This is a genomic window from Asticcacaulis sp. SL142, from assembly GCF_026625745.1.
Lineage (GTDB): Bacteria > Pseudomonadota > Alphaproteobacteria > Caulobacterales > Caulobacteraceae > Asticcacaulis.
This window is the reverse complement of the sequence record NZ_CP113061.1, coordinates 1,088,694-1,115,017: the sequence shown is the minus strand read 5'-3', so window position 1 is coordinate 1,115,017 and position 26,324 is coordinate 1,088,694. Positions and strand designations below refer to the sequence as shown.

Below are 26,324 nucleotides of genomic sequence, written 5' to 3'. Positions count from 1 at the left end.
GCGGGACACCTATGCAGAAGCGCATCTTATCTACGCTGTGGCAGCGCCTGAACCCTTTCCGTAGTCATCAGGGCGGCAATGTCGCGGTGATCTTCGGGCTGTCGGCCATGACGCTGGTGGTCGCAGCAGGCGGCGGCACGGATGTGGTGCGCCAGATGGAGGTGCGCTCACGGTTGCAGGATGCGGCTGATGCGGCGGTGCTGCGGGCGGTTATGTCGTCGAAAATGACCGACGAGCAGCGCGAAATCGCCGCCGATCAGGCCTTTGTCAATAATTTCGGCTTTGATAACGCGGAACGATATGATGCCGAAGGCACGGTCGGCACAGAAGTCGAAGGCAACACTACCCATGTGACGTATAACGTCGAAGCCACCGTTGAAAACCTGTTTCTGTCGATCATTGGCATGGAAACCACGACCGTCACCGTGGTCGCCAAGGCTCAGTCGCAGATGCGCAAGTCCGAGATCGCCTTTGTGCTGGATGTTACAGGTTCGATGAGCTCGGATTCGACGCGCATCGCCAACCTTAAGAGTTCAATGGACAGCGTTCTCAAAAGCCTTTTAACCGACGGTGTCAATGCTTCGGAAACCAAGGTTGCCATTGTGCCGTTCAACCCGCAGGTGCGTGTCGAGAAAGGCATTGATTACAGCTATATAGATTACGGGATTGGCAGTAATTCCGAAGGCTGCACGTCCAGTCCGGGCGACAGCGGTTTATGTAATTACTACCGCGATGTCTATGGTAAGGTCTGTTACCAAAGCGGTCAGACACCTTCCGATATTGTGGCCTGTATGGCTACGGCGAAGTTCTATTACAAGTCCTATAAGTCGGGCGGGAATAATTGGTTTGATGTCATGGTGACCGCCAGTGGCGGCGGCAAAAATTTCAGCTATACCGACCAGATTCAACTGGGCAGCAAAACGTCCACCAGCACTGGCGGCTGTTCGACCAATTCGGAAACCGGGGTTGAAACCTGCACCCAGGGAGGCAAGACCACAACGTCGACAACCTATACTCTGAAAAAGCAAAACGGCACCTACAGCGGCACACCGTCGACGTCGGGCTTTACCTATGCCGGTGACAAGACCCTGATCAAATATACTAATAGCTACAGCGGCGGCTATGGCGGCCGTGAGGCTCAGGTCAAGGAAGAAAGCGGGCTAAAAAGCTCAGATGACAACAAGCAACCTAAAAAGATCGTTCATTACCCGGCGGTGCCGGACACCAAAAGTAACTGGACCGGCTGCATTACCGACCGTGAACAAAGCTATGATGTGTCGGTAGATGCGTATACGGTAAACACCAAGGCGCTCTATAAGGCTGTGTCGTGCGCCTCCAATAATCTGGGCGTCGTCAAGGGCCTGACGACAGACATCACCACCACCAACACCTATGTGCAGGCGCTGAAAACCGGCGGCAGTACCAATGTCACCATCGGCGTGCAGTGGGGTATGGAAGTGTTGTCACCGGCCGAGCCCTTTGCCAGTACCGTGGCGTTCAAGGACGACACGACGCTGAAGTATATGATTATTATCACGGATGGCCAAAACACCCAGAACCGCTGGACCAGTAAAACATCCGATATTGACGCGCGCACAAAGCTTGCCTGTGAGGCCGCCAATGCTCAGGGCATCACGGTGTTTGTGGTGCGGGTGATGGAAGGCAATTCCGACCTGCTGAAAAAATGTGCCAGCAAGGACGAATATTACTATGACCTGACCTCGGCCTCGCAGTTGAATACGGCCTTGTCCAGCGTGTTTGAGGCGATCAAAAAGACGCGGCTTACACAGTAGGTTTTGGTGCAATAGCTTTCGGCACGGTCAAATGAGTGCAAGGTTCTTTTGACTTTGGCGAATTTCGTGTATTGCCAGACCTTAAGTAAGGAAGGCCCGGCATGAACGCGAAAATCGACTGGAGCGAGCTGTTTTTCTCATCCACCGGACGAGGCCGGCAAATGCCGTTCGTCATCGCGGGCGTGATCCTGCTGATTAGTCTGGCCTTTTATGAGTCGGTGGTCACTGGTGGGCTTAAGCTGCTGACCGGGTGGGTGGTCTATCCGGTGTTGTTTTTCTGCACCGCCTGCGTGCTGTCCAAGCGCCTGCATGACCGGGGCCGGTCGGGCTGGTGGTCAGCGGTGATTCTGGTGGCCTTTGTGATGGTCTGGCCGCAGCCGGAAGGCTTTTTCGACTTTATCGGCGTGGCGGTGCTGGTGTGGGCGTTTGTGGATTTGACCCTGATGCCCGGTGAGCGCGGCCTGAACCGCTATGGCCCGCCGATGCGGATTGCGGAAGAGGCTACGGTTTAGCCGCGCGAACAAAATAGGCAAAAAGTGAGCGCGGTATGAATCGCTATGGCCCGCCGATGCGGATTGCGGAAGAGGCTACGGTTTAGCCGCGCGAACAAAATAGGCAAAAAGTGAGCGCGGCCTGAACCGCTATGGCCCGCCGATGCGGGTGGTGGTTGAAGAACCAGCGACTTAGAACTCCCCCTCTTGGAGGGGGAGTTCTAAGTCGCAGGCCCAAAGGTCGCCTCGAAACTTTGGCGCAGGGCATAGTCAACCTCATCCATCGTCACCGGCAGCCCAAGGTCCACCAGACTGGTGACGCCATGCTCAGAAATCCCGCACGGCACGATGCCGGTAAAATGAGACAAATCCGGCTCAACATTGATGCTGATGCCGTGAAAGCTGACCCAGCGCCGCAGCTTGATTCCTATAGCGGCAATCTTATCTTCGGGCGGGGGCAGGATGCCCCGATCCCGCCGCTCGACCCAGACCCCGACGCGACCGTCGCGGATATGGCCCTCGATATTAAACGCCTTGAGGGCATCGATCACCCAGGTCTCCAGCGCTTTGACGAACGCCCGGATATCCTTGGTTCTTCGGTTGAGGTCGAGCATGACATAGATCACGCGCTGGCCGGGACCGTGATAGGTAAACTGCCCGCCGCGTTCGGATTTGAACACCTCAAACCGCTCCGGCTCAATCAGGTCATCAAGTTTGGCCGATACCCCGGCCGTATAGAGCGGCGGATGCTCCAGCAGCCAGATCATTTCCGGTGCCTCTCCGCGCTGAATGGCAGCTACGCGCGCATCCATAAAGGCGACCGCATCGGGGTAGGGGACGGGGGCCGGGGCGACCACCCATTCGGGTAGGCGACCGCCGTCATCAGTCAAATAAAAAGAAGGGGTTAACCTGTCATCAATCATAGTCTGAGAGTTTGGCATAGTCTGTAAATGTGATATCAGCGCCTTAAAAGCAAGGGCTTTGGCGTTAGAGCGTTTTGGGGAAATTTGTGTCTCAGGTTGAATCGGTACCCGTCGAAATCTCGGTCCTTTTGGGCCGCAGCGTCCTGCCGATGCAGCAACTCCTGCGCATGGGCCGCGGGGCGGTGATTCCGCTGGATGCCCGTGAGCATGACGAAGTGTGGATTCTGGCCAATAACCATCCGGTGGCGCGCGGTGAAATCCAGATTTTCGAGGAAAAAATCTCGATCGTCGTGACCCGTCCGGCGGATGTTTACGACTTTATGGCTATCGGCAATTAGGCCGGGGTGAAATTATTCACACTAATTGCAATTCAGCGCTTCACAAATGTGCCAAGGATTGCTATTCCCCGCGCCTCCAGTTTGTGCGCGGTCATGGCGGAATTGGTAGACGCGCAGCGTTGAGGTCGCTGTATCGCAAGATGTGGAAGTTCGAGTCTTCTTGACCGCACCAATGGGAACTGAAAAAAGCGCCTTAGCCGGCGCTTTTTTCATGCCCGCGCGCCGGATGTTGCCATCTCATATTTCGCCTTAAGGTGTCGTTAACCACGTTGACGCTTCCCGTGATCGCGCCTAAATTCGATCCGGGTTTATCGCTTTGGCGGTGAGGGGGGATTATGACGCGCTTTTTAGGTGTGGTCTTAACGCTGCTGGGCTGGGGGTTGACACTGGCCTTTATCGGTCTGGCCCTTGGCTTTTTGCTGATGCCGATGTGGAGCGGGGTCGCGCTGGCCCTGCTTGCCGCCGTGATTATCAACCCGATCGTGGTGAGCCGGTTGCCCTTCATCGGTCAGGCGCGGCACAAAGTGCTGACCTCACTGGCCCTGGTGAGCGTGGTGTCAGCCGTGGGTCTGGGCGGTTGCTCGACAGATTTCAAATATAAGCTGGCCCAGATGACCGAAAAGTCAGCGGTGACGGCGGCGGAATATGCCGAGGCGGTTAAGTGGTATCAGCAGGCCGCAGATAAGGGCCATGCCAAATCTCAGTTCGCGCTTGGGGAGCTTTACCATAAGGGCGAAGGCGTGGAAAAAAACGCCGAACAGGCCTGGACCTGGTTTAAAAAAGCCGCTGATCAGGGCTATGGTCCGGCCCAGAACCGGATCGGGATGATGTACGCTGCCGGGGACTGGGTGCGGGCCGATGCCGCAGAAGCCGTGGTGTGGTATCGCAAGGCGGCCGAGGGCGACGACCGGGACGCTCAGTTCAATCTGGCCCATATGTACGCCAAAGGTGAGGGTGTGGCCAAGGATGGCGTTCAGGCCCTGATCTGGTATCGTAAGGCGGCCGAGGGCGGCCATGCCGGGGCGCAATACGAACTGGCCGGGCTTTACGATGCGGGCAAGAGCGTGCCGAAGGACCCGCAGATGGCTCTGAACTGGTACCGCAAGGCCGCCGCCAGCCATGCCGACGCCCAGTTCAAACTCGGTAATGTTTATACCGTCGGAAAGCTGGTCAAAAAAGATCAGGCTGAGGCCGCCAAATGGTATGAAAAGGCCGCGAATAACGGCCACGCAAAGGCCCAGTACGTTATGGGGCTACGCTACCAAAGTGGCTTTGGCGTTACGAAAGACAAGGCTGTGGCGGCGAAATGGTATCAAAAGGCCGCGGCGAACGGCTATGCCGAGGCTCAGTACCGTTTCGGCCAGCTCTATCAGAAGGGTGACGGTGAGGTGGCGGCGCGGGCGGTGGAAGAGGCCAAACGGGCGGCTGCCGGTCATTAGACGTGACGGGCCCGGCCAATTTAACTCTGCCGTTTCAGGTCTTTCCTGTTGCATTTATTGAGATTTCAGGCACATTCGCCCCAAATTTACGAAACCGGTATTATCGTGAGGGGAGGGTGTCACCATGTCTCAAAAACCCGATGCCCCCAAGACCACCACAGCGGTTACGGACAACGCCGAAGACATTGATACCCTCCGCGCCCGGATGATGGCTGCTGAGGCAGAGTTGCTTGAGCGCGACCACGATGACGATGACCGCCCTCAACTTAATACCCCCGAAGAGATCGAAGATTTCGCGCTTCAGGATGACTATGCCCTGAACCCGGAATATATTGAGCTGGTGGTTGATGCCGCTGATCGCGGCGACGGTATGCGCCTGCGCGACTTGCTGGATGCGCTTCATCCGGCTGACGTGGCTGACCTTTTGGGCTTTCTGTCCGAAGATTACCGTGAGCAGGTCATCCCGTGGATTCCGGCGTCGGCTTTGGCCGAGGTTCTGCCGGAACTTGATGACGACATCCGCGAAGAGGTCATGGACACCCTGCGACCCGGCGATCTGGCTGAGGTGTTGCAGGAACTGGATTCCGACGACGCCGCCGCCGTGCTTGAGGACATGGGCGAGGCGCAGCAGCGCGAAGTTCTGGCCGCCATGACCGCCTCCGACCGTGAGGCCATGGTCACGACCTTAAGCTACGAAGAAGAAACCGCTGGTCGCCTGATGCAGCGCGAAGTGGTGGCGGCACCCATCTTCTGGAGCGTCGGTGACACCATTGAGCACATGCGCGCCCACGGCGATGATCTGCCGGAATTGTTCTTTGATATCTATGTCATAGGCCCGACCCATAAGCCCGTCGGAGCGGTGCCGGTGTCGCTGCTGATGCGGTCGCGCCGGGAGGTCAAGCTCGAAGACCTGATGGAGCCGATCACCGAAATTCAGGTCGATATGGATCAGGAAGAAATCGCCTATATCTTCGGCAAATATCACCTGATTTCGGCGCCCGTCGTCGATGATGGCGGGCGGCTGGTCGGTCAGATCACGGTTGATGACATCGTCAACATCATTCAGGAAGAAAGCCGCGAAGACATTCTGGCGCTGGCCGGTGTGTCGGACGAAGAGGGCCGGGGCTCGACCGTATTTGAGGTCGTCAAATCGCGGTTGCCGTGGCTGTGTGTCAATCTGTTCACCGCCTTTCTGGCGTCCAGCCTGATTTCGGTCTTTTCCGATGAGATTGAAAAGCTGGTGGCGCTGGCGGTGCTGATGCCGATTGTGGCGTCCATCGGCGGCAATTCCGGTACGCAGGCGCTGACGGTTTCGGTGCGCGCCCTATCGTCGCGGGAACTGACCACCACCAACGCCCTGCGCACGGTCTGGCGTGAGGTGCGGGTGGGGTGGATCAATGCGTCGGTGATTGCGCTTTTGCTCGGACTTGGGGCGGGGGTCTGGCAACAGAGCCTGTTGCTGGGGGTGACGATTGCGCTGGCCATCATGATCAACATTACCGCGGCGTCGCTGGCGGGTACGCTGGTGCCGCTGACCCTGTCGCGTCTGGACCGCGATCCGGCGGTGGCGTCGCCCATTTTTGTGACCATGGTGACCGATTGCATCGGATTTTTTAGTTTCCTGGGGCTGGCGGGCATAATTCTGTTGTAAAATTCAGCCGTTATGGCTGTTATTAACCAAGCTGCGCTAAGGTAGGGACCGTAGCTGTCATCGCAATCGAAGTCCTGATGTCGGCCTGGCTTTTGCTACAGGGGAGTAGCGATAGAATTATGTACCGTTTTGGGTCAGGATTTGAGATGAGTGGGCGCCTGAAAATTTCCCGCGCCGGGGTCGAACTGATCAAGAGTTTCGAGGGCTTGCGCCAGGTGGCGGCGAAGCTGCCCGATGGGCGCTGGACGCTGGGTTATGGCCATACGTTTTCAGCCCGCGAAGGCGCGCGCGTCGGGCCCGAAGATGCCGATGCCCTGCTGCGTTTTGATCTGCTGCCGATTGTTGATGGCATCAATGGTCTGGTGCACCATCCGCTTAATCAAAACCAGTTCGATGCGCTGGTGTCGTTCTGTTTCAATATTGGAATCGAGAATTTCGCCCAGTCAGTGGTGCTGAAACGCATCAATGAAGGTCGCCTGACCGAAGCGGCTCTGGCTATGGATAGCTGGAGTTCGGCTGAGTTCAACGGGCAGACCTATGTGCTGGCCCCGCTGATCCGCCGTCGTGCGGCTGAGAAAAGCCTGTTCCTGACCCCGACCGAAGATGAGGCGACCGCGCCGCAGCTTTCACCGGGCATGGTCGTGCGTCCGGCCGATGACCATCCGCCGGTTTTAGCCCCCGTTCAAACGCCCGTAGTACCTCAGCCACCAGTACAGCAGCCTCCAGTACCTCAGCCTGTAGCGTCTGCCGCGCCGGTACTGGACACGCCTTATGGCGCCCGCGCCGTTGATATTGTCCGCTATCCGCCCGCCTCGACGGTGGCAACGGGCGGCGAAGACGATGTGCCTATCATGAGCGAATCCGTTCAGGCCGCCCTGATGAAGGCGCAGGCCGAAGCGAAAATGCGTGACGATTTTGAGCGCCTTGACGCTGTGCGCGCCGCCGATGACGCCCGTCGCGTCGAAGAGGCACGGCGTCTGGAAGAGGATGCCCGCCGCGCTAACGAAGACCGCCTTCGCGAAGAAGCCATGCGTCAGGCGCAGGCTCTGGCCGCCGCCCGTGTGGCCGAGCAGGCCCGCCTTGAGCAGGAAAGACAGGCTCAAGAGGTGGCTAAGGAAGCTGCCCGCCAGGAGCTGATCCGTCAGGAAGCGGCCCGTCTTGACGCTGCCCGTCGGGAAGTTGCGCGTCTGGAGGCCGCAAAGGCTGACGCGGAACGCCTTGAGCGTGACCGCCTGATCGAACAGGAACGCCAGCGTCTGGAGAGCGAGCGCCTGGAAGCGCAGCGCTTTGAAGCGGCCCGCCGTCTTGAGGCTCAGCGTCTGGAAGCCGAGCGGCTGGAGGCCATTCGTCAGGAGGCTGCCCGCGAAACCGCGCGCGCCGAAGCCGCCCGTGCCGAGGCTTTGCGCACCGAAATTGCCCGTCAGGAAACTGAGCGCCGGGAGGCCGAAAGGGCCGAACAGGAACGTCTGGCGACGGAGGCCCGCGCCCAGGAAGTCGCCCGCCTTGAGGCCGCCCGTCTTGAAGCGTTCCGCCAGGAACAGGCCAGACTGGAGCAAGAGCGGCTGGCTGAGCAAGAGCGTTTGGAGCGTGAGGCGCAGGCCGCGATTGCCGAGCAGGCTCGCCGTGACGCCGAACAGCGCGAACGCGACGCCGAAGCCGCCCGTCTGAAAACCGAAGCCGATGCCCGTGCCCGCGAACAGGCCGCCGCAGAGGCCAGTGCGGCTGCCGCTCAGGCAGCCGCCCCTGCCGCAGCCCCAGCATCTGCGCCCTCCGCCGAAGAACAACAACGTAAGGCCGAAGCCGCGGCGGCCCTGATGCGGCTCTATTCACCCTATGCGTCCGGTCTGGGCCAACCGCTGGCGGGTAAGCCTCTGCCGCCGGTGAAGCCTGTGGCACCTGTGGCCGCGATCCCGCAGCCGACCAATCCGTTTGCCCCACGTCCTGAGCCTGCGCCGATCCCGGCCCCGGCACCGGTTCAGGATATTGTACCGGCTCCGGCCGCCACCCCTCAGCCGGAGGAGGCGGTCAGGTCAGCACCTGACCTGACCTTTCAAGATGAAGCTGAGCTGGTCGCCCGGCGCAATCCCTCCAGCGTCGCCCCGCCAGTCCTGATTGCGCAACCGCCGGTAGCGCCGGTTGTGGCCGCCGCATCGGCCTCACCGGGCCTGCACTGGCGTGAGCAACTCAACCGCCCGGTGACTGCCGCCGCTGAAGCCTCTTCTGCGGCCGTGGCGCCCGTAACGGTCGAAACCTTTGAAGAAGTCCCGGCCCCGGTCTATCGCACCCATGAGGTGGCTGAGGAGGCTGCGGCCGACGACGATGAATGGCTGAGCGACGGTGGCCGGATCGCCATGAGCGTCGATGCCGACGCAGAGGGTGAAAAATCGATCTGGAAGATGTTTGCTTCGACCCTGCAATGGATTGGCACGTCCGTCTTGGGGCTGGCCGCGATCGGCGGGGCAACGGCGGCCTATTACAAATCGACCAGCGATGTTGAACTGCGCGACGGTACGACCGATTTCAACAGCCTGTCGATCATTCTGGCCATAGCGGGCATGGTTTTGGTCTGTATCTCGGTCTATCTGATCCTGAAACGCCTGGGCGGGCTTAAGGATTAAATCCCCAAATTTAGCTTGATCGTTGCGGGCCAAATCAGCCTATAAACCGAGCTGATTTTTAGTGTTCCAGAGTATACCATGTCCCGCCTTTATCACGATCTATATGAGCGCACCCTGACCGATCTGTGGCCCCATCTGCCGCAGGACATCGAGGGCGGGCGCATCGCGGATCTGGGCTGCCATGACGGGGTGATGAGCGATATTCTGGTCGCGACCTTTCCTAAATCAAGGGTCTACGGCTTTGGCCAGAGCCGTCAGGGCATGGACCGCGCCCGCTCGCTCAGCAAGGCCGTATCGTGGGTGGAAATGCCGCCAAGCGGCTGGGCCGATGAGTTGCGCCAAATTGCCCCCGGCGGGTTTGATCTTCTGATCAGCCACGGAGGTGCTGCGATGGGAGATAACCTGACCGACATCGCTGACAGGTTCCGGCCCCATATCAAGCCAGGTGGACGGTTAATCGTTCAGGTGCCGGTGACGCTCAATGGCTGGATGCAGGTGTTTTCAGGTGGCGTTGTGGGTGCGCAAGATTATCTTAAAACCTATGCACAACTGACGGAAATATTTCCGAAAACTGACTTCGACCTGAAGTTTTGGTCGAGCCGTTATATGCAGGTGTTCGATGACCTGACCGATCTGGCCGAACTGGTGATGGCGCAGGCGGCACGGGTCAATGTGGCGCTGTTGGCCCCGACGGTTGAGGATACCTATGCCCGCCTGTCGGGGGATAACAACGTGTCCGCCACCGCCGATGGTCACGGCTGCGCGGGCCTTGAGCATGTATTTCTGGTGGCGTGCCGCAGGTAGTTACTTCTTCGGCACTGACTTGTCTTTGGGAGGCACAAACGGCGCGATCAGGTGGTCATCGTCAGGCGTAAAGGCCGGTATATCCGGATGGATGCTGAGCCCGCGTTTTCGCATACTGGTCACCGGCCCGTCGAGCTTAGACAGGGTATCGACCGTCGTCTGATAGCCGCTTTCGACCGCCAGATCATAGGCCTTCCAGTCGCGGATCTCGACGCCGCCCGGCTCCGGGATAATCAAAAGATCGGTCGCGGCCCGGCTCTGGGCCAGATCGGCGGCGGTGGTGATCGTGGCTGAACGCATCATGATCGAGACGATCGGCGGGCCCTTGCGCCAGTCGCCGCGCCCGAACCAGGTCGGCAGACTTTTGGGCACCTTAATGTTTCGTGGATCGATGCCCTTGGCGCGGGTCACATCGACGCCGATGACGGTGCCCAGATGGGTATTGGCCATCAGCCGCGCCGGAAAAGACCGCATCACCGCCCCGTCAACCAGCACCTGACCGTCCTCGATCACCGGCGGCATGATACCGGGCAGGGAGATCGAGGCGCGCAGGGCTTTGCGCAGCGATCCGGTCTTATGCAGCTTGATCGTCCCCGACGTCAGGTTGGACGACAGGCAGAAAAACGGGATCGGCATGTCCTCAATCAGAACCTCACCGAAATGTTCCTCAAGGCGGGCATCGACCTTCTTCCCGGCGGTCAGGGCGATGAATGGGAACGAAATATCATCGAGCGGCGATGAGTCGACAAAGGCGGCGCGGATACGCCGGTCCATTTCCTCCTGCGGCCACTCAAGGCCAGCGGTGGCGGCCAGTATCGCGCCCATGGATGAGCCGCCGACGAAATCGATCGGCACATGGGCGTCGCGCAAAGCCCACACGGCCCCCAGATGGGCAAAGGCGCGCGCGCCGCCTCCGGACAGCACAAGGCCGGTACTGTGGCCGGTCACGATGCGGGCGATGCGGGCGGTGTCGGCCTGAGAGCTGTCGCAGACGTGGAACCAGCGGGCGGGTTTGAGCGCATCCAACCACAGCTTGGTATGGCGTATGCCCTTGGTGCGGGTGGCCTGATCGTGCTGGATAATCAGGTCGGGCGGGTGCTGCAAACCGGCGCTTAGGCTCAAGCTCAGATCGGCACCGACGGCAGACAGATCGGGCGCATCAACATGGCTTAAACCCGGCACGATCAGAAAGCTGTGGTCAACCTGACGGGCGGCCAGTTGCCGCCAGTTGGCCTCTGACTTTTCGGCCACATAGAGTACGTAGTCGTGGGCGGCCTCAAGGGTCGAGAACTCTTCGGAGGTCGAGCCGTGAAAGGTCGCATCCAGCACGCACACCGTATAGCCCATCGCCCGCACAGCCTCGGCAATGGTTTCGACATAGGGGCGGGCGGGGCGGTCGCAGACGGCGAAAAAGGCAAAGACATTGGGGTTGTGAAGCTGCTGAGACCCGCGGGTTTGTACCTCACGCGCGCGCAGGATCATCTTTTGCGCCAGGGCCAGCATAACTTCGGGCGATTTTGACGCCGCCTCAAAGAAGGCATCGCGTGGCAGGGCCAACAGATCCGTGTCGCGCAGGGCGATGACGGTGGAGGTGTGCGGTGTCCCCGCAATCAGCGACATCTCACCGGCCGGCTCACCCGGTTTGATGACCCCGATCAGGTTCAGTTCACCATCGTCTTCGTTCTGGCGAAACACACCCAGACGGCCTGTGCGCACCAGATAGAGATGATCCGAATCATCGCCAGCACTAAACAGGCGCGACCCGCCGGTCAAGGTGATCCAGCTTGCGGCCTCCAACGCCGTGGTCGCAAACAGTTTGGCCAGAGCGTCTTCTAGGGACGGTAAAGGATTGGGCGCGCTGTCAGGGCCAGAGGCGGGCGTCTTTTTCTTACTCATGAGACTTCATATCCTGAACGCGGATCATATGACTATGGATTATGATCTGTTTTGGTTAACAGAGTAGAGCATTTTCCGACGAAGTGGACGCCGGTTCGTCGTTAGAAAATGCGACCAAACAAAAATCCAAGTGGCGGTTGCCTCTGGCGCGCGCAAGGCTCATATGAAGCGAAAAGGAGCATCTATGGGCCAGGTTCATCTGATCAAGCTGTGTGTCGGGGTCGAGAGTGTCGAAGAGCTTATGGACTATGAAGCTCGTCGCGGGCCGACCTATCCGGTGCATACCCGCCAAACCCCGAAGCGGGCGGCGGAACTGCTGGATGGCGGCTCGCTCTACTGGGTGATCAAGGGCGTGATCCTGTGTAGGCGTGAAATTATCGATATCGAAAGCTTTGAGGCCGCCGATAGTCCGACCGGCCTGCCGCTGTGCCATATCCATGTCTCGTCCAAGCCGATCTATACTGAGGCCATGCCGCGCCGTCCGTTTCAGGGCTGGCGCTATCTGAGCCTTAAGGACGCGCCGCGCGATATCCGCGACCCGCGTGACGCCGGTGACCTGCCACCGGACATGGTGGCCGCACTCAAGGAAGCGGGCGCGTGGTAGCAAAGCCTTAAGACGAATCCGGTGTAGTGGGGGCCAGTTACCCTTGAGTATGGAGGCGATGATATGTCGCTTAACGCCCTGAAAACCGCATCCTATCGCGACCTGATTGACGGCGGGTTTGATGTCACCAACGCCCATGATCTCAAACGGGTCGATGACCTGCGTCGGGCGCGTGTGGATATGGACTATGCCGGAAGGCCGCTGATCCTGCTGGGGGCAGGGTCGATGATGGCGCGGGCTTTTGTACAGTACTGTGTCGATAATTTCAATGTCCGGGCCATTGTTGATAATGGGTTGAGCGGGCAGGAATTATGTGGGCTGCCGGTGATCGGCGATGACGGGCTGGCGGATATTCTGGCGCGGTCGCCGGAAGCCATTGGCATATTGTGCTGCGGGTCCGAGGCGCCCATGCGTCATTTTCAGCGGGTGTGGGGCGACGGCGGTCAGCCGTTGCTGTTCTATTTTGAGGTCATGACCACCTTCCCGAAAGGCTTTGACGGCGGGGTAAGAGTCAATGATTTACTGGCCTATGGCGACCTCGAAATTCTGGCGCAGGTGCAGGCATTCGGGCGAACGATTCTGAGCGATCCCGAAAGCCGTAAGGTGCTGGATACGCTGATGATTTACCGACTGACCTGGGATGAGGCGGCCCTTGAGCCGGTACGCCGACCGATCGAAGGTGTCTATTTTGACAACGATTTGTGTGCCCTAAATGAGCGCGAAATCTTCGTCGACGGCGGGGCGTTTGACGGTGATACGGTGCGTCAGTTTATCGCCCGCACGCAAGGGCAGTACCGCCATATCCATGCCTTTGAACTCGATCCAATCAATGTTGATAGCTTGCGGGCCAAGACCGCCGATGTGCGTGATATCAGCGTTCATGCCGCCGGTCTGTGGAGCCATGCCGACAGCATCGGGTTTGAGACGACGGGCGCTATGGGCAGTGCGATCAATCAGGCCTCTGAGGTGCGTTTGCCGGTCGATGCGCTCGATAATATGAACCTCGGTGAGATCACCTTTGTTAAGTTCGATATCGAAGGCGCCGAAGGCCCGGCCCTTGACGGCATGACCCGCACGATCACGGATTATAAGCCGAAAATGGCGCTCAGTGCCTATCACAAAGCTGATGATATTCCGGTGCTGGCGCAAAAGCTGCTCGATCTGCGGCCCGATTATAAGTTTGAACTGCGCCACTATTCGTCGATGATCTGGGAGACGGTGTTGTACGCGGGGTAGACTGTAAAGAACTCCCCCTGTTGCAGGGGGAGCTTTTGTTTAAGCTGGCTTAAACAAAAGAGGGGGTAAACTACCGGCTGTATTACCCCACCTTCCGGCCTAGCGGCCTCCCTCCTCCCCTCCAAGAGGGGAGGTTCTCAAACCCCGATATTATCAATCAATCGCGTCGTCCCAAGCCACGCGGCGGCCAGTATGCGTATCGGTTCACCTTTCACCGGATCGCCCAGTGTTTCAGCATGGCGTACGGCGATGTAATCGACCTTGCCGAAACCGGCAGCGGTCAGGTTGTCGGTCGCCTCAGTTATAGCGACGGCCACATCGGTGCTGTCAACAACGGCAGCCCGGACATGGCGCAGGGCGTTATAAAGCGCGATGGCCTGAGCACGCTCCTCCGGCTTGAGATAAGCATTGCGTGACGACAGCGCCAACCCGTCCATTTCCCGCACGGTCGGCAGGCCGACCACCTCAACCGGCATGTCCAGATCACGCGCAAAGGCCTGCACCACCTTTAGCTGCTGATAATCCTTTTCGCCAAAGACGGCGACATCAGGCATGACCTGATTAAACAGCTTGCAGACGACCGTGGCCACGCCGTCAAAAAATTGTGGGCGGAAATCGGTCTCCAGACCCATTGCGGGACCCTCCACATGGACGCGGGTCACGAAATTTGCCGGGTACATGATCTCAGGCGTCGGCAAATAGACCAGATCGCAACCGACCTCGGCCAGTTTTTCGATATCCTCAGCCTCCCGGCGCGGATAGCGCTCAAGATCTTCGGTCGGGGCGAACTGCATCGGATTAACGAAAATCGACACCACCACCTTATCGCAAAGGGTTTGGGCGTGCCTGACCAGCGCCAGATGCCCGTCATGCAACGCGCCCATGGTCGGCACAAACCCGACCCGCAAACCGTCGCGCTTCCAGGTCGTCACAACGGTGCGCAGGTCGGCGATGGTGCGGGAAGTCTTCGGGGTTTGCGGAAACACAGGATCTTGAACGACAGGGGCGGACATAAGCTTACGTTACACCTTTAAAGCAGGCCGGGGATTAACCACGTCTGTTAAGTACATTTTCTAACCCCGTTTTAAAGGGCTTTGAGTAGAGTGGCGTTATGGCGTATTTGACCCCGGTTAGTAAAGCGTTTGCGCGTAAGGTTGCGGTTTGGCTGTTAAGCACCGCCGCCCTCGGCCTGAGCGCGTGTGAGGGCCCAAAGCGCGACGGTCAGGATTTCCAACGCCTGGCGGCCCAGATCCAGTCCATTCAGGTCGATGAGACCTCACCGGCACCGGCGGCGAAAACCGATCCCTCAGCCGCCCCTGTGCTGGCGCAGGCTGAGGGGGGGAGCCAAAACGATAAGCCGCTCAACATCATCGTCGACACTGCCCGCGACATGGCGGTCGGCCAAGGCGGCCTGTTTACGCAATATAATAACCTTAAGGTTCAGATTGTTGATCCGCTGGAGCTGGATCGCAACCAACCCCCGAAGGGTGTGATCTTATCGCAGGCCGAACCCTCTGAGACCAAGGTGGTGGCCCCGGCCATGGCCTTTGCTGAAAATCCGCTCTCGGCGGTGGCTGAGCCTGAAGTCAAACCGGCTTCCCAGACCGTCAATAAGGGCCGCACCATCCAGATCGGCTCATTTTCCACCCGTCAGGGTGCGCAAGTCGCGTGGGATAAACTGACCGCTGTCCACCCGGAAATCGCGCGCTTTAACCCGCAGATGCAGAATATACGCACCAATGGCGGCAAGGTTTTGGTGCGGCTAAAGGTCGGGCCGGTCTATACCGATGCGGAGGCGCAAGTTTTGTGCGCCAAGCTAGAGGTCAAGGACAGTTGGTGCACCCGTGCGGCGGGATAAGGTTCAGGCCCCAGCCGGTGACGGTTTCGCCCCCTGAATATCCCCCAGCAACTGCGTAAAGCGATCAAGGCTGACGGGCTTGGTGACATGGTGGTCAAATCCCGCCTCGAACGCTGTCTTGCGGTCGCGTTCCTGACCCCAGCCGGTCTGGGCAATGATGATGGTGTCTTTCAGCGCCGTGTGTTTGCGCAGCTCCCGGCAGACCTCATAGCCGTTCATACCCGGCATACCGATATCGAGCAGGATAACATCGGGCGGGGTCGCTTTGGCGGCGGCGATTGCGTCCATGCCGTCATGAACCATGCGCGCCTGATGGCCGATCAGTTCCAGCATCCAACTTGTCGTCTGGGCAGATTCGCGGTTGTCATCGACCACAAGCACATCCAGCACCTGTCCGCCCGCCACCTGCGGGGCTGCGTCTTCGGTGACGAGGCCTTCGATATCAGTGACCGGCAGATGGACGGTAAAGGTCGAGCCCTGATTTTCACCGGCGCTGTCGGCCGTGATCGTGCCGCCATGCATCTGCACCAGCCGGTGGGCGAGGGCGAGCCCAATGCCTAGGCCGCCCTGCGACAGGTTGAGATTACGCTCAACCTGGGTAAACAGTTCAAACACCTTGGGCAGCATGTCGGCTTCGATGCCAAGGCCTGTATCGGCCACATGGATGCGGGCCTCATGATCGTCACGCGTTAGGGTGAGGCGGATTTTACCGCCGTCAGGGGTATATTTGGCGGCGTTGTTCAACAGGTTTGACACCACCTGCGCCAGCCGGGTCAGGTCGCCATTTACCGGTATGGCCTCGTCCGGCATGTCCAGACTAAACGCGTGGCCGCCGGCATCAATGGCTGGGCGGCTGGTTTCCAGCGCGGCCCTGATCACATCCTGAAGGTCGATCCGTTCACGGCGCAGGTCGATCTTGCCCTGACTGACCCTTGAGACATCAAGCAGATCATCGATCAGCCGTACCAGATGGGTCATCTGGCGGTCCATCATGTCGCGCACATCCTCAGCAATCTTGGGGTTGGGCGACATCTTGAGGATGTGCAGGCCGTTGCGGATAGGGGCCAGAGGGTTACGCAGTTCGTGGGCGAGGGTGGCCAGAAATTCGTCCTTGCGGCGGTCGGCGTCTTTTAGGGCCTCAGCATATTTGCGGCTCTCATTGAGCAGGCGGACGTTTTCCTCGAACGCCGATTGCAGGGCGTCACGCTGGGCGGCGATGTGCTGCTTCTGGCGGTAAAGCTCGAAAAATACCTCGACCTTGGATTTGAGGATATCCGGTTCCAGCGGCTTTTGCAGGAAATCGACGGCACCGGCTTCGTAACCCCGGAACCGGCGGGTGTGATCTGCCGTGCCTGCGGTCAAAAACATGATCGGCACGCGCTTGGTGCGCTCAGACCCGCGCATCATTTCGGCCAGTTCAAACCCGTCCATCTCCGGCATCTGAACGTCCAGCAGGGCCAGGGCGACTTCCTGCTTAAGCAAAATCTCCAGCGCTTCGGGGCCGGAGCGGGCTTTCAGCAGCACCAGACCGTCACGTCGCAGCAGCGCCTCCAGAGATAACAGGTTCTCTTCGAGGTCATCGACCAGCAGAATATGAACAGGCGCTTTCAGTCTTTCAGGCATATAAGGTTCGGTCTCTGTTACGTAAATTCATAGTCAGGCTGGTGTCAGGCGGCGTTTTTCAGTTCCAGTAGAATGTCGTCCAAATCTAAAATCAATGCGGATGGGCAGGCTTCGATCGCCGCTTCGGGCATGGCGCGGGCAAAGGCGGTGGCGGGGGTCTGGATCAAGCCCTTACCGCCATAAGCCATCACCGCCTTAAGGCCCGCTGCCCCGTCATTATTCGCCCCGGTCAGTATAACACCAATCAGGCCGTCACCATAAGCATCCGCCGCCGTCTCAAACAGAACGTCAATAGACGGGCGTGAAAACAGCACCGGTTCTTCGGACGACAGCGACAGTTCAAAACTGCGTTCCACCAGCAAATGATAGTCGGGCGGCGCGAAAAAGACGCCGCCGCCGGTCAGCGGGGTTTTATCTTCGGCCTCTATCACGCGCACCTGCGATTTTTCCTCAAACAGGGGGGCGATCAGGCTGCGGCGGTGCGGCGGCACATGGATAACGACCATGATCGGCAACGGATAGTCGGCGGGCAGGTGAGGCAGGATCGCCGACAGGGCTTTCAATCCCCCGGCAGACGCACCGATGACCACGGCACGATAGGGTTTATGGGCGGCCTCTGGCATCAGATACCCCCGCGCTTCTGATACAGGCGTTCATCGCGCGAAAATTCAGTGAATTCATCGGCATGGGGCGAAAAGCGCAGGGTTTCCTTGGCCCCCAGCCCCAGAAAGCCGTTGCGGGTCAGGGAGTCCTTGAACAAACCGATGGCACGCGTTTGTAAATCCTTGGTGAAATAGATCAGCACATTGCGGCAGGACACAAACTGGGTTTCGGCAAACACCGCATCGGTCACCAGAGAATGGTCGGAAAATACCGTGCGTTTGCGCAGAGATTTATCAAAGGTCGCCGCTCCATAGCCTGCCGTATAATAGTCTGACAGGGACGACTTACCGCCCGACAGGCGGTGGTTTTCAGTGAACAGCTTCATTCGGTCGAGGGCATACACGCCCATTTCAGCCTTGCGCAGGGAGTCGCCATTAATGTCCGTGGCGTAGAACAGGGTGCGGTCTTCGAGGCCCTCTTCCCGAAACAATATCGCGAAGGAATAGAGTTCTTCACCCGTCGAACAGCCCGCGATCCAGACCTTGAGCGACGGATAGGTCAAAAGATGCGGCACCACCTTTTCACGGATGGCCCGGAAATAGGCCGGGTCGCGAAACAACTCGGATACCTGCACCGTCAGATACCCCAGCAACTCATCCATCATGCCGGCTTCATTCAGCACCATATCCTGAAGCTGAGAAAACGAGCGGCACCCGAACCGGTCACGCGCCTGGGTGAGGCGGCGCTTGATCGACGCCAGCGCATAGTGCCTGAAATCATAATGATATTTCAGGAAGATCGCCTCCAGCAGCAGGCGTAATTCTATGTCTTCGGTGCGGGCGATGGCGTTTGGCATGAGGTTATCTTATTGATCCTATCTGGGCATCCACACGCGCACCAGTGAGACCAGTTTTTCGACATCAAGCGGCTTGGCCATATAGTCGTTGGCGCCGGCGTCGATGCAGCGTTCCTGATCGTCCTTCATGGCCTTGGCGGTCAGCATGATCACCGGCAGCTTAGACCAGTCGGGGTTTTTCCTGATTTCGCGCGTGGCGGTCAGGCCGTCCATTTCCGGCATCATGACGTCCATCAGCACCAGGTCCACGGCGGTTTTGGGTGACCCTTGCGCCTCGGTCAGGGCCTCCAGCGCCTCACGGCCATTGCGGGCGATCTGGACGATGGCCCCTAATGGCTCAAAGATGTTGGTGACGGCATAGACATTGCGCACATCGTCTTCGACCACCAGAATCCGGCGTCCTTCCAGCATGGCGTCGCGGTTCTTGGCTTTTTTGATCATCTTTTGCTGTTCGGGCGACAGTTCAGACACAACCTTATGCAGGAACAGGGTGACCTCATCAAGCAGCCGTTCCGGCGACTTGGCGCCCTTAATGATGATCGACTTGGAGTAGCGGCGCAGTTTCTGCTCATCATCGCTCGACAGGTCGCGACCGGTATAGACGATCACCGGCGGGAAGGCATAGGCGTCTTCCTGGCTAAGCGTCTCCAGCAAGGAATAGCCGGACTGATCGGGCAGGGACAAGTCCAGCACCATGCAGTCGAAGGTTTCTTCTTTTAGTTTCTCCAGGCACTCGGCGGCGGTGCCGACCGCGACCGTTTCCACATCCGTGGTTTGCAGCAGGCGGGCCACGCTGTCGCGCTGCACGTCATCGTCCTCAACAATCAGGATACGGCGCATCCCAGAGGCCAGACGCGATTCCAGCATGATAAACGCCTCGACCAGTTCCTCGCGCTTGACCGGTTTCAGCATGTAGCCGATGGCCCCCAGCGACAGGGCGGCGTGGGTATAGTCCTCCGCCGAGACGACATGGACGGGAATATGGCGGGTACGCGGGTCGCGCTTGAGCCGGTCCAGAACCGATAAGCCCGAATGGTCGGGCAGGCCGACATCAAGCACCACGGCCTGCGGCAGGTACTGGCGGGCAACACTGAGGGCATCCTCAGCCGTGTGGGCGACCAGGCACTTAAAGCCCAGTTCGTGGGCCATATCAAACAGAATGCGCGCAAAGGCTTCATCGTCCTCCACCACCATGATGGTGCGACTGTCGGGCTCTAACTTATCGCGGTCATCCTGCGCCGCCGATGCGGTCAGCAGAGTGTCGTCCATGGCCGTGCGACCGGCCAGAGCCTTTTTCGCACGGGGCTTTGCGGTGCCAGAGTTTGCGGTGCCAGAGACTGAAACCTGTGGCGTCGCCATGTCCGGCGTGACCGACATCGGCAGGGCATCACGCACGGCAATACCGGCGGGATCATAGATGACCGGAATGGTGACGGCAAAGGTCGAGCCCTGACCATAGGCGCTTTTCAGCGTTATGACCCCTCCCAGCAGCCGCGCCAGTTCGCGTGAGATCGACAGCCCAAGGCCCGTGCCGCCATATTTACGGCTGATTGTGCCATCCGCTTGCCTGAACGCATCAAAGACGGTGGCCTGATGGTCTTCGGAAATGCCGATGCCGGTGTCGGTGACGCTGAACGCCACCTTGCCGTTCGCCGCCGTCTGCACCCGCAGACGCACTTCGCCGCTTTCGGTGAACTTGAACGCGTTGGACAGCAGGTTTTTCAGGATTTGCTCAAGACGCAGGCGGTCGGTCTCGATCATCTCGGCTACACCCGGTTCAACAAAGGTACTGAATTTCAGCCCCTTATCGCCCGCGACCGGATCAAAGGTGCGTGTCATGTCGCTGACAAGGCGTTTAATCGATACGGTCTCCGGCCGGATGTCCATCTGACCGGCTTCGATCTTGGACAGGTCGAGAATATCGTTGATCAGCAGCAACAGGTCGTTGCCCGATGATTGAATGGTGCGGGCAAACTTGATCTGTTCGTCGGTCAGGTTGCCTTCAGAATTGTCGCCCAAAAGCTTGGCCAGAATAAGCGACGAATTGAGCGGAGTGCGCAGTTCGTGGGACATATTGGCCAGGAAATCGGACTTATACCGGCTGGCCTGCTCCAGTTCCTGCGCCTTGAGGGCGATTTCAGATTGGGACCGCGACAGGTCATCGCGCTGAACCTCCAGCAACCGCGCCTGTTCGGACAACTGGACATTGGTCTGTTCCAGTTCGGCCTGCTGTTGCTCCAGACGCAGTTGCGATTCGCGAAGTGCGCGGCTCTGTTCTTCGAGTTCTTCGTTATTTACGCGCAGTTCTTCGGATTGAGTCTGAAGTTCTTCGGACTGGCGCTGGGTTTCCTCCAGCAGGTTTTGCAGGGAGGCGCGGTAATTGGCCGACTTGATCGCGACCGATACGGACTCTGCCGCCCGCTCCAGCAAGGCGTCAATCGCCGCCGGCATCGGATTGATGAAGCCCAGTTCGATGACGCCGTCGACCTGACCATCGGAGTCGACGCCCACAAGGGCCAGATGGCGCGGCCGCCACTGCCCAAGGCTTGTGCCGACCGTCAGGCTGTCGCTACCCGGCATGTTTTCAATGACGATGGCCCCGGCTTTGAGCACCGCCTGACCCGGCAGGCCGTCACCGGGCCCAAAGGTCAGGGGCAGGTCGTTTTCCGGCGGGACTCCAAAGGTTGCGACCTGCTTGAAGATGCCGCCGTCCTTGGCATAAAACGCGGCGGCGTGGGCGCCGGTGAACTCAGCCAGAAAGCCCAGAATATTCTTGCCCAACTGATCGAGCCGCAGTTCGCCCAGCATGGCCTCGCTTAAGCCGACCTGAGCGGATTGCAGCCATTCCTGACGGCGGCGCTCCATAGTCGAGCGGCGTACAATGACACCGACAATTATGGTCAGGATCAGTCCGAGAATGGCGGCTGTGACGACACTGACGACCGTCGCCCGGTAGGCTCTTTCCATTTCATTCAGACGCTCGGTGCGCCTTTGACGCTCAAATGACTGCATTTCCTGCACATGCAGACGGATGGCATCCATATGGTTTTTGCCAAGGTGTCTGTTGACCTCTTCCTGAGCCGCGGCCATGCCGCGCGTGCGCCGGATGTCGAGCGTGCGCGCCAACTCGTCAGTCTTGGCGGCGACCAGCCCTCTTAGAATCGATAGCCGCTGACGCTGGTTGGTCGTGTCGGTCATCAGGCGGTCAAGATTTGACAATTGCGCCTGAACACCATTCAGGCCGGTAGAATAGGGTGTCAGATAGGCGCTGTCGCCGGTGATGATATAGCCGCGTTGTCCGGTTTCGGCATCCTTCATAGACGACATGACTTCACTCAAGGCCAAAAGCACATCATGGGTCTGCGTCACCTGGCGGGTGTCGCGGTTCAGGGTATGGATGTTATTATAGGAAATGGCACCGGTGATAACAAAGAACAGGCCGACGACGATCAGGCTTAGTAATATGCCGAGATCAGCGCGCGCGGCACGGTCAGATAGCGAAAACTTAATCGTGTTCGGCATACGAACAGAATCCCCCAAAATACAGACTCTTACACAGGCATTATTAAGCGGCGGATAAACTAGGCCGCCACATTCTGGGCTATGTCATCCAGGGTTGCCTGTAATTTTTCAATATTGACCGGCTTGACCAGATGGTGGTGAAACCCGGCATCTTCGGCCATCTGCCGGTGTTCAGGTTCGGCGCGACCGGTCTGGGCAATGAATACTGTCTCCGACAGGTGCGGTTGCGCGCGCATCAGACGGCACAGGTCATAGCCGTTCATACCGGGCAGGCCGATATCCATGATGATGACGTGCGGTTTGTACTCAGCCGCCGCCGCAAGGGCGCTGTCGGCGGTGTGGCTGAAACGGTAGTCATGGCCGAACATTTCGACGATCCAGCCGGTCGTTTGGGCGAGGGCTTCATTGTCCTCAACAATCAGAATCTTCATTGCAAAGTCCCCACACGAGGCGCCATTTATAACCTGACAGGGCTATGGGCCGTTTTGATTTGAAGGGGAAAGTTAGAGCATTTCAAAACGGCTGGCAATATTATAAGGGCGGAATTATGGCTAAAGGCTGTTAACTTATCGATTATTTATAATTTTTACTGTGATTTTTTCGAAATAATAATGTGTATATATGTGGTCTTTGTTTTGATTGCGGTGGTGTGTTGCGCTTTCATTTTTGCATCTAAACTGTATTTGTAAATGTAATTTATATTTTATTCTATAAATAATTTCGGCTTTATTTACGTGTAAAATTATTCTGAAAAGATTTAGTGTTGTGGTGCGGTCGGGCTATGATGAGGTGGGCCGCTAAAAGGATTCGGTCGCTGTAAGGTTTTTATCTATGGCCACCCGGCTCAACGTCAATCAACTGCTGATCGATGCGGCGACTCGCCTTGTGCCCAAGCTGTTTGGTGTGATGACCTTTGTCATTGGGGTCGTGCTGCTGCTGCTGGTGCTGACGCCGATCGATCCTGAGGCTCTGCCGGTGGTGCAGCGTCTGCTGCCGCTGGAACTGGTTGAAATCTCCCATATGGCGGGCACGGCGATTGCGGTGCTGCTGATTCTGGTGGCGCGCGGGCTGTGGGAGCGGGTCGATACCGCCTGGTATATGGCCATAGCGCTCCTGTTGCTGGGGGCGGTGGTGTCGCTGACGCGGGAACTGGCGGTCGCCCCGGCGGTGGTGCTTGTGGTCTGTGCAGCCCTGCTGGTGCCGTGCAAGCAGGCCTTTCGGCGCAAGTCGCAACTGCTGACGCTTAAGGTGCGGCCCCTGTGGATGGGGGTTATCGGCGTGACTCTCCTGCTGATCGGGCTGGGCGGTTTCTATGCCTATGAGCAGGTGCCCTATGCCCATAGGCTATGGGGGCAGTTTGAGTATGAGGCGTCGGCGTCGCGCTTCCTGCGCGGGCTGGTGATCATGGTGGTGACGGTCGGGGTGTTTGCGCTCTACCGCCTGTTTGGCGTGGCGCGGGCCGCACCCCCCATGCCGGATGAAGATGACCTGTCCGACCTGCATGAGGTCGTGTCGGAATCGGTAAACCCCCAGGCGTGGCTGGCGTTGTTGCGTGATAAGCATATCCTGTGGAGTGACGACCGTAAGGCGTTTGTGATGTACGGCATCAGCGGTAAGCAATGGGTCGTCATGGGTGAGCCGGTCGGCGATGAAGCCCACCGCACGCAACTGTGCTGGCAACTCAAAGACATGGCGTCTCTGGCCAAGGCCAAGCTGTCCTTTTACCAGATTACCCCCGCCATGCTGCCGTTGATCATCGATCTGGGCCTTACGCCCTATAAGATCGGGGAGGAGGCGATGGTGGATGTCAATGCCTTCACGACCGCGGGCAAAAAGGGCATCAATCTGCGCCAGACCCTTAAAAAATATGACGGCACCGCGACCTTTGAAGTCATTCCGCCCGAACAGATCGAGCCGGAACTGCCGCGGCTGCGCGAAGTCTCCGACATCTGGCTGAAATCCAAGGGGGCGAAAGAAAAGAAATATTCGCTCGGCTTTTTCGATGAGACCTATATCCGCCTGATGCCGGTGGCGGTGGTGCGCATGGACGGTAAGATCATGGCCTTTGCCAATCTGTGGCCGACCGGCGACCGCAGCGAGCTTAGTCTTGATCTGATGCGCTATGATACGGACGCGCCGCACGGGATTATGGAATATCTGTTCCTGCAACTGATTTTCTATAGTCGTGACGCCGGATATCGCTATTTCAGTCTGGGGCTGGCGCCGCTGGCCGGGCTTGAGGCCGGGCCGCTCAGCCCGCTGTGGTCCAAGCTTGGGTCGCTGATCTATACCTTCGGCGGCGAGATCTATAATTTCGAGGGCTTGCGGGCCTATAAGGAAAAGTTCCGGCCGCAATGGCAGCCGCGCTATTTCGCCATTGCCGGTCGCGAGACGGCGCTGGTGCCCGCCCTGATCGCGCTGGCAGCCCTTGGGGTTAAGTCCGATAAACCACAATCGGCGAAGGCTCTGGTTAAGAAAGCGTAAATTTTGTGTGCAAAAGCCCGGCTCATCCCTATGTTTGATGCGTCGGGTGCATTGACCAAAGCTACCACGGCGCGACATTAGGGGGATAAATTTTACCTCCTCCCTACGCTTGCGTGGGGAGGTGCCGAGTTCACGAGGCGGAGGGGTATCTTTCGTATGAAGTACCCCTCCGTCTGTTCGCTACGCTCACAGCCACCTCCCCATCTTCGCCACGATGGCTCGATAGGGAGGAGAAAATTATCAGGAGTAATTGGTTTGGCGTTTAAACAGGCATCTGGGCCAGCACGCATTTTGGTGTTCGGCAACGAAAAAGGCGGGGCGGGCAAATCGACGGTCGCCATGCACATCGCCGTGGCCCTGCTGCATCAGGGAAAGTCGGTGGCCTTTATCGACCTTGATCTGCGTCAACGCTCACTGGCGCGTTTTTTCTCGAACCGTCAGGTGTGGGCCGCTGCCAATGGCAAGGATCTGCCGCAGGCGTTTGAGCCGTTCCTGCATGACACGCCCGCCAAACTGGTCGATGCCCCCGAAGACGTAGCGGTTGAGGCCTTTGACCGCGCGCTGGGGGAGGCGCTGGCGACCTGCAACATGGTGGTGATCGACACACCGGGCGGGGACTCGGCCATGTCGCGCCGCGCCCATATGTGCGCCGACCTGATCCTGACGCCGATGAACGACAGCTTTATCGACTTTGACCTGCTGGGGCAGGTTGATCCGGTCACGCTCGACCTCAAGCGGCCGTCCATCTATTCCGAAACCGTGTGGAATGCCCGTAAGCACCGCGCCATTGAAAATGGCCAGAGCATCGACTGGGTGGTCCTGCGCAACCGTCTGGCCACGACCGAAGCCCGCAACCGTAAGCGGGTCGATGAGCGGGTTGCCGCCCTGTCCAAGCGGGTGGGGTTTCGCGTTTCGGCCGGTTTACGCGACCGGGTCATCTATCGTGAGCTGTTCCCGTTTGGCCTGACGGTGGCGGACTTAAGCAGCGATGTCCGACCGGTGGCGGTGTCTCTGGCGCACGTTGCCGCGCGTCAGGAATTGCGCAGCGTGATGATTGAGCTTAATCTCGAACAGGGTGCCCAAATTGCGGGTACTATGGATGAGGATGAGCGCGAACGCGTTCAGGCATAGATGATCTATATTCTGGGTGCGCTGCTGGGCGGGTTTGCCCTTCTGGTCTGGTTGGGGCGTAAGGCTAAGGCCGGTAAGCTGAAGCCCGGCCCGTGGATTCGTCAGGGCGGCACCATCAATGCCCTATTGGCGCTGATGACGCTGATTTCAGGAGGTATGAGCGTGTTTCGAGGACAGTGGATCATCGGTGGCGCGCTTATCCTGCTGGCGCTGGCGTTTTTAGGCGGCACACGCTTTCGCTATGAAGGCGACAAGTCCCCGCAACCGGCGCGCACCGATATGACGCGGGCGGGGGCGTTCAAGGTGTTGGGCCTGAGCGAAGGGGCCGACCGCAAAACCATATTGAGCACCTATCGCCGGTTGATGAAGGACGCGCACCCGGACATGGGCGGCACCAAGGAAAAGGCTGCCGCCCTCAATGCCGCGCGCGATATTTTGCTGAAATCCTGACCCG

At 58.7% G+C, this 26,324-nt stretch carries 21 protein-coding genes and 1 tRNA gene; 14 read left to right on the top strand and 8 right to left on the bottom strand.

What is annotated here, in order from left to right; all coding sequences use genetic code 11:
• The first annotated feature begins 11 nt into the window (after positions 1 to 11).
• Together OVA03_RS05130 and OVA03_RS05125 are read left to right on the top strand one after the other, a co-directional pair.
• On the top strand, positions 12 to 1,793 hold the full coding sequence (locus tag OVA03_RS05130; RefSeq protein WP_267527084.1) for a TadE/TadG family type IV pilus assembly protein: 1,782 nt from the start codon (positions 12 to 14) through the stop codon (positions 1,791 to 1,793).
• Between the two features lie 101 nt (positions 1,794 to 1,894).
• On the top strand, positions 1,895 to 2,305 hold the full coding sequence (locus tag OVA03_RS05125; protein ID WP_267527083.1) for a DUF805 domain-containing protein: 411 nt from the start codon (positions 1,895 to 1,897) through the stop codon (positions 2,303 to 2,305).
• A gap of 200 nt (positions 2,306 to 2,505) precedes the next feature.
• On the opposite strand, the gene lipB is transcribed toward OVA03_RS05125, so the two are convergent.
• A complete protein-coding gene (gene lipB / locus OVA03_RS05120; protein WP_267527082.1) occupies positions 2,506 to 3,207 on the bottom strand; it encodes a lipoyl(octanoyl) transferase LipB in 702 nt (233 codons plus the stop codon).
• A 74-nt stretch (positions 3,208 to 3,281) separates the two neighbouring features.
• Here lipB and OVA03_RS05115 point away from each other — a divergent pair, with 74 nt between their 5' ends.
• The 6 genes from OVA03_RS05115 to OVA03_RS05090 all read left to right on the top strand — a co-directional run bounded on the left by OVA03_RS05115 (position 3,282) and on the right by OVA03_RS05090 (position 10,057).
• The gene (locus OVA03_RS05115; RefSeq protein WP_267527081.1) at positions 3,282 to 3,545 is read left to right on the top strand and encodes a FliM/FliN family flagellar motor switch protein; all 264 of its coding nucleotides are present in this window, start codon (positions 3,282 to 3,284) and stop codon (positions 3,543 to 3,545) included.
• A gap of 87 nt (positions 3,546 to 3,632) precedes the next feature.
• Positions 3,633 to 3,717 (top strand) — tRNA-Leu (locus OVA03_RS05110).
• Between the two features lie 163 nt (positions 3,718 to 3,880).
• Positions 3,881 to 4,984 carry an SEL1-like repeat protein gene (locus OVA03_RS05105; protein ID WP_267527080.1) on the top strand — a complete coding sequence of 368 codons (1,104 nt, stop codon included), beginning with the start codon at positions 3,881 to 3,883 and terminating at the stop codon, positions 4,982 to 4,984.
• A gap of 205 nt (positions 4,985 to 5,189) precedes the next feature.
• Positions 5,190 to 6,635: a magnesium transporter gene (gene mgtE, locus OVA03_RS05100; protein WP_420710497.1), complete on the top strand. Its 1,446-nt coding sequence runs from the start codon at positions 5,190 to 5,192 to the stop codon at positions 6,633 to 6,635.
• Positions 6,636 to 6,781: 146 nt separating this feature from the next.
• Positions 6,782 to 9,253 carry a lysozyme gene (locus OVA03_RS16950; RefSeq protein WP_324291031.1) on the top strand — a complete coding sequence of 824 codons (2,472 nt, stop codon included), beginning with the start codon at positions 6,782 to 6,784 and terminating at the stop codon, positions 9,251 to 9,253.
• A 78-nt stretch (positions 9,254 to 9,331) separates the two neighbouring features.
• On the top strand, positions 9,332 to 10,057 hold the full coding sequence (locus tag OVA03_RS05090) for a class I SAM-dependent methyltransferase (protein ID WP_267527078.1): 726 nt from the start codon (positions 9,332 to 9,334) through the stop codon (positions 10,055 to 10,057).
• On the opposite strand, the gene OVA03_RS05085 is transcribed toward OVA03_RS05090, so the two are convergent.
• A complete protein-coding gene (locus OVA03_RS05085) occupies positions 10,058 to 11,953 on the bottom strand; it encodes a patatin-like phospholipase family protein (protein WP_267527077.1) in 1,896 nt (631 codons plus the stop codon).
• Positions 11,954 to 12,137: 184 nt separating this feature from the next.
• On the opposite strand from OVA03_RS05085, the gene OVA03_RS05080 reads away from it, so the two are divergent.
• Together OVA03_RS05080 and OVA03_RS05075 are read left to right on the top strand one after the other, a co-directional pair.
• A complete protein-coding gene (locus tag OVA03_RS05080) occupies positions 12,138 to 12,557 on the top strand; it encodes a DUF1489 family protein (protein WP_267527076.1) in 420 nt (139 codons plus the stop codon).
• Positions 12,558 to 12,620: 63 nt separating this feature from the next.
• Positions 12,621 to 13,793, top strand: coding sequence for an FkbM family methyltransferase (locus OVA03_RS05075; protein WP_267527075.1), 1,173 nt, complete (start codon positions 12,621 to 12,623; stop codon positions 13,791 to 13,793).
• A 137-nt stretch (positions 13,794 to 13,930) separates the two neighbouring features.
• On the opposite strand, the gene panC is transcribed toward OVA03_RS05075, so the two are convergent.
• The gene (panC, locus tag OVA03_RS05070; protein ID WP_267527074.1) at positions 13,931 to 14,806 is read right to left on the bottom strand and encodes a pantoate--beta-alanine ligase; all 876 of its coding nucleotides are present in this window, start codon (positions 14,804 to 14,806) and stop codon (positions 13,931 to 13,933) included.
• 98 nt (positions 14,807 to 14,904) lie between these two features.
• Between panC and OVA03_RS05065 the strand changes: the two genes are divergently transcribed.
• Positions 14,905 to 15,651 (top strand): SPOR domain-containing protein, encoded by a 747-nt coding sequence (locus tag OVA03_RS05065; protein WP_267527073.1) that lies wholly within the window; start codon positions 14,905 to 14,907, stop codon positions 15,649 to 15,651.
• Between the two features lie 3 nt (positions 15,652 to 15,654).
• Here OVA03_RS05065 and OVA03_RS05060 read toward each other — a convergent pair whose 3' ends face one another.
• The 5 genes from OVA03_RS05060 to OVA03_RS05040 are packed head-to-tail and all read right to left on the bottom strand — an operon-like array spanning position 15,655 to position 22,686.
• On the bottom strand, positions 15,655 to 17,274 hold the full coding sequence (locus OVA03_RS05060; protein ID WP_267527072.1) for a response regulator: 1,620 nt from the start codon (positions 17,272 to 17,274) through the stop codon (positions 15,655 to 15,657).
• A 44-nt stretch (positions 17,275 to 17,318) separates the two neighbouring features.
• Positions 17,319 to 17,897 carry a chemotaxis protein CheB gene (locus tag OVA03_RS05055; protein ID WP_267527071.1) on the bottom strand — a complete coding sequence of 193 codons (579 nt, stop codon included), beginning with the start codon at positions 17,895 to 17,897 and terminating at the stop codon, positions 17,319 to 17,321.
• Positions 17,897 to 18,733 carry a CheR family methyltransferase gene (locus tag OVA03_RS05050; RefSeq protein WP_267527070.1) on the bottom strand — a complete coding sequence of 279 codons (837 nt, stop codon included), beginning with the start codon at positions 18,731 to 18,733 and terminating at the stop codon, positions 17,897 to 17,899. The genes OVA03_RS05055 and OVA03_RS05050 overlap by 1 nt, the downstream gene beginning before the upstream one ends.
• Before the next feature lie 18 nt (positions 18,734 to 18,751).
• Positions 18,752 to 22,255, bottom strand: coding sequence for a response regulator (locus OVA03_RS05045; RefSeq protein ID WP_267527069.1), 3,504 nt, complete (start codon positions 22,253 to 22,255; stop codon positions 18,752 to 18,754).
• Between the two features lie 59 nt (positions 22,256 to 22,314).
• Positions 22,315 to 22,686: a response regulator gene (locus OVA03_RS05040; RefSeq protein ID WP_267527068.1), complete on the bottom strand. Its 372-nt coding sequence runs from the start codon at positions 22,684 to 22,686 to the stop codon at positions 22,315 to 22,317.
• A gap of 400 nt (positions 22,687 to 23,086) precedes the next feature.
• On the opposite strand from OVA03_RS05040, the gene OVA03_RS05035 reads away from it, so the two are divergent.
• The 3 genes from OVA03_RS05035 (at position 23,087) to OVA03_RS05025 (ending at position 26,320) form a co-directional block, all read left to right on the top strand.
• On the top strand, positions 23,087 to 24,739 hold the full coding sequence (locus tag OVA03_RS05035) for a phosphatidylglycerol lysyltransferase domain-containing protein (protein WP_267527067.1): 1,653 nt from the start codon (positions 23,087 to 23,089) through the stop codon (positions 24,737 to 24,739).
• Positions 24,740 to 24,994: 255 nt separating this feature from the next.
• A complete protein-coding gene (locus tag OVA03_RS05030) occupies positions 24,995 to 25,870 on the top strand; it encodes a division plane positioning ATPase MipZ (protein ID WP_267527066.1) in 876 nt (291 codons plus the stop codon).
• A complete protein-coding gene (locus OVA03_RS05025) occupies positions 25,871 to 26,320 on the top strand; it encodes a J domain-containing protein (RefSeq protein WP_267527065.1) in 450 nt (149 codons plus the stop codon).
• Positions 26,321 to 26,324: the final 4 nt, after the last annotated feature.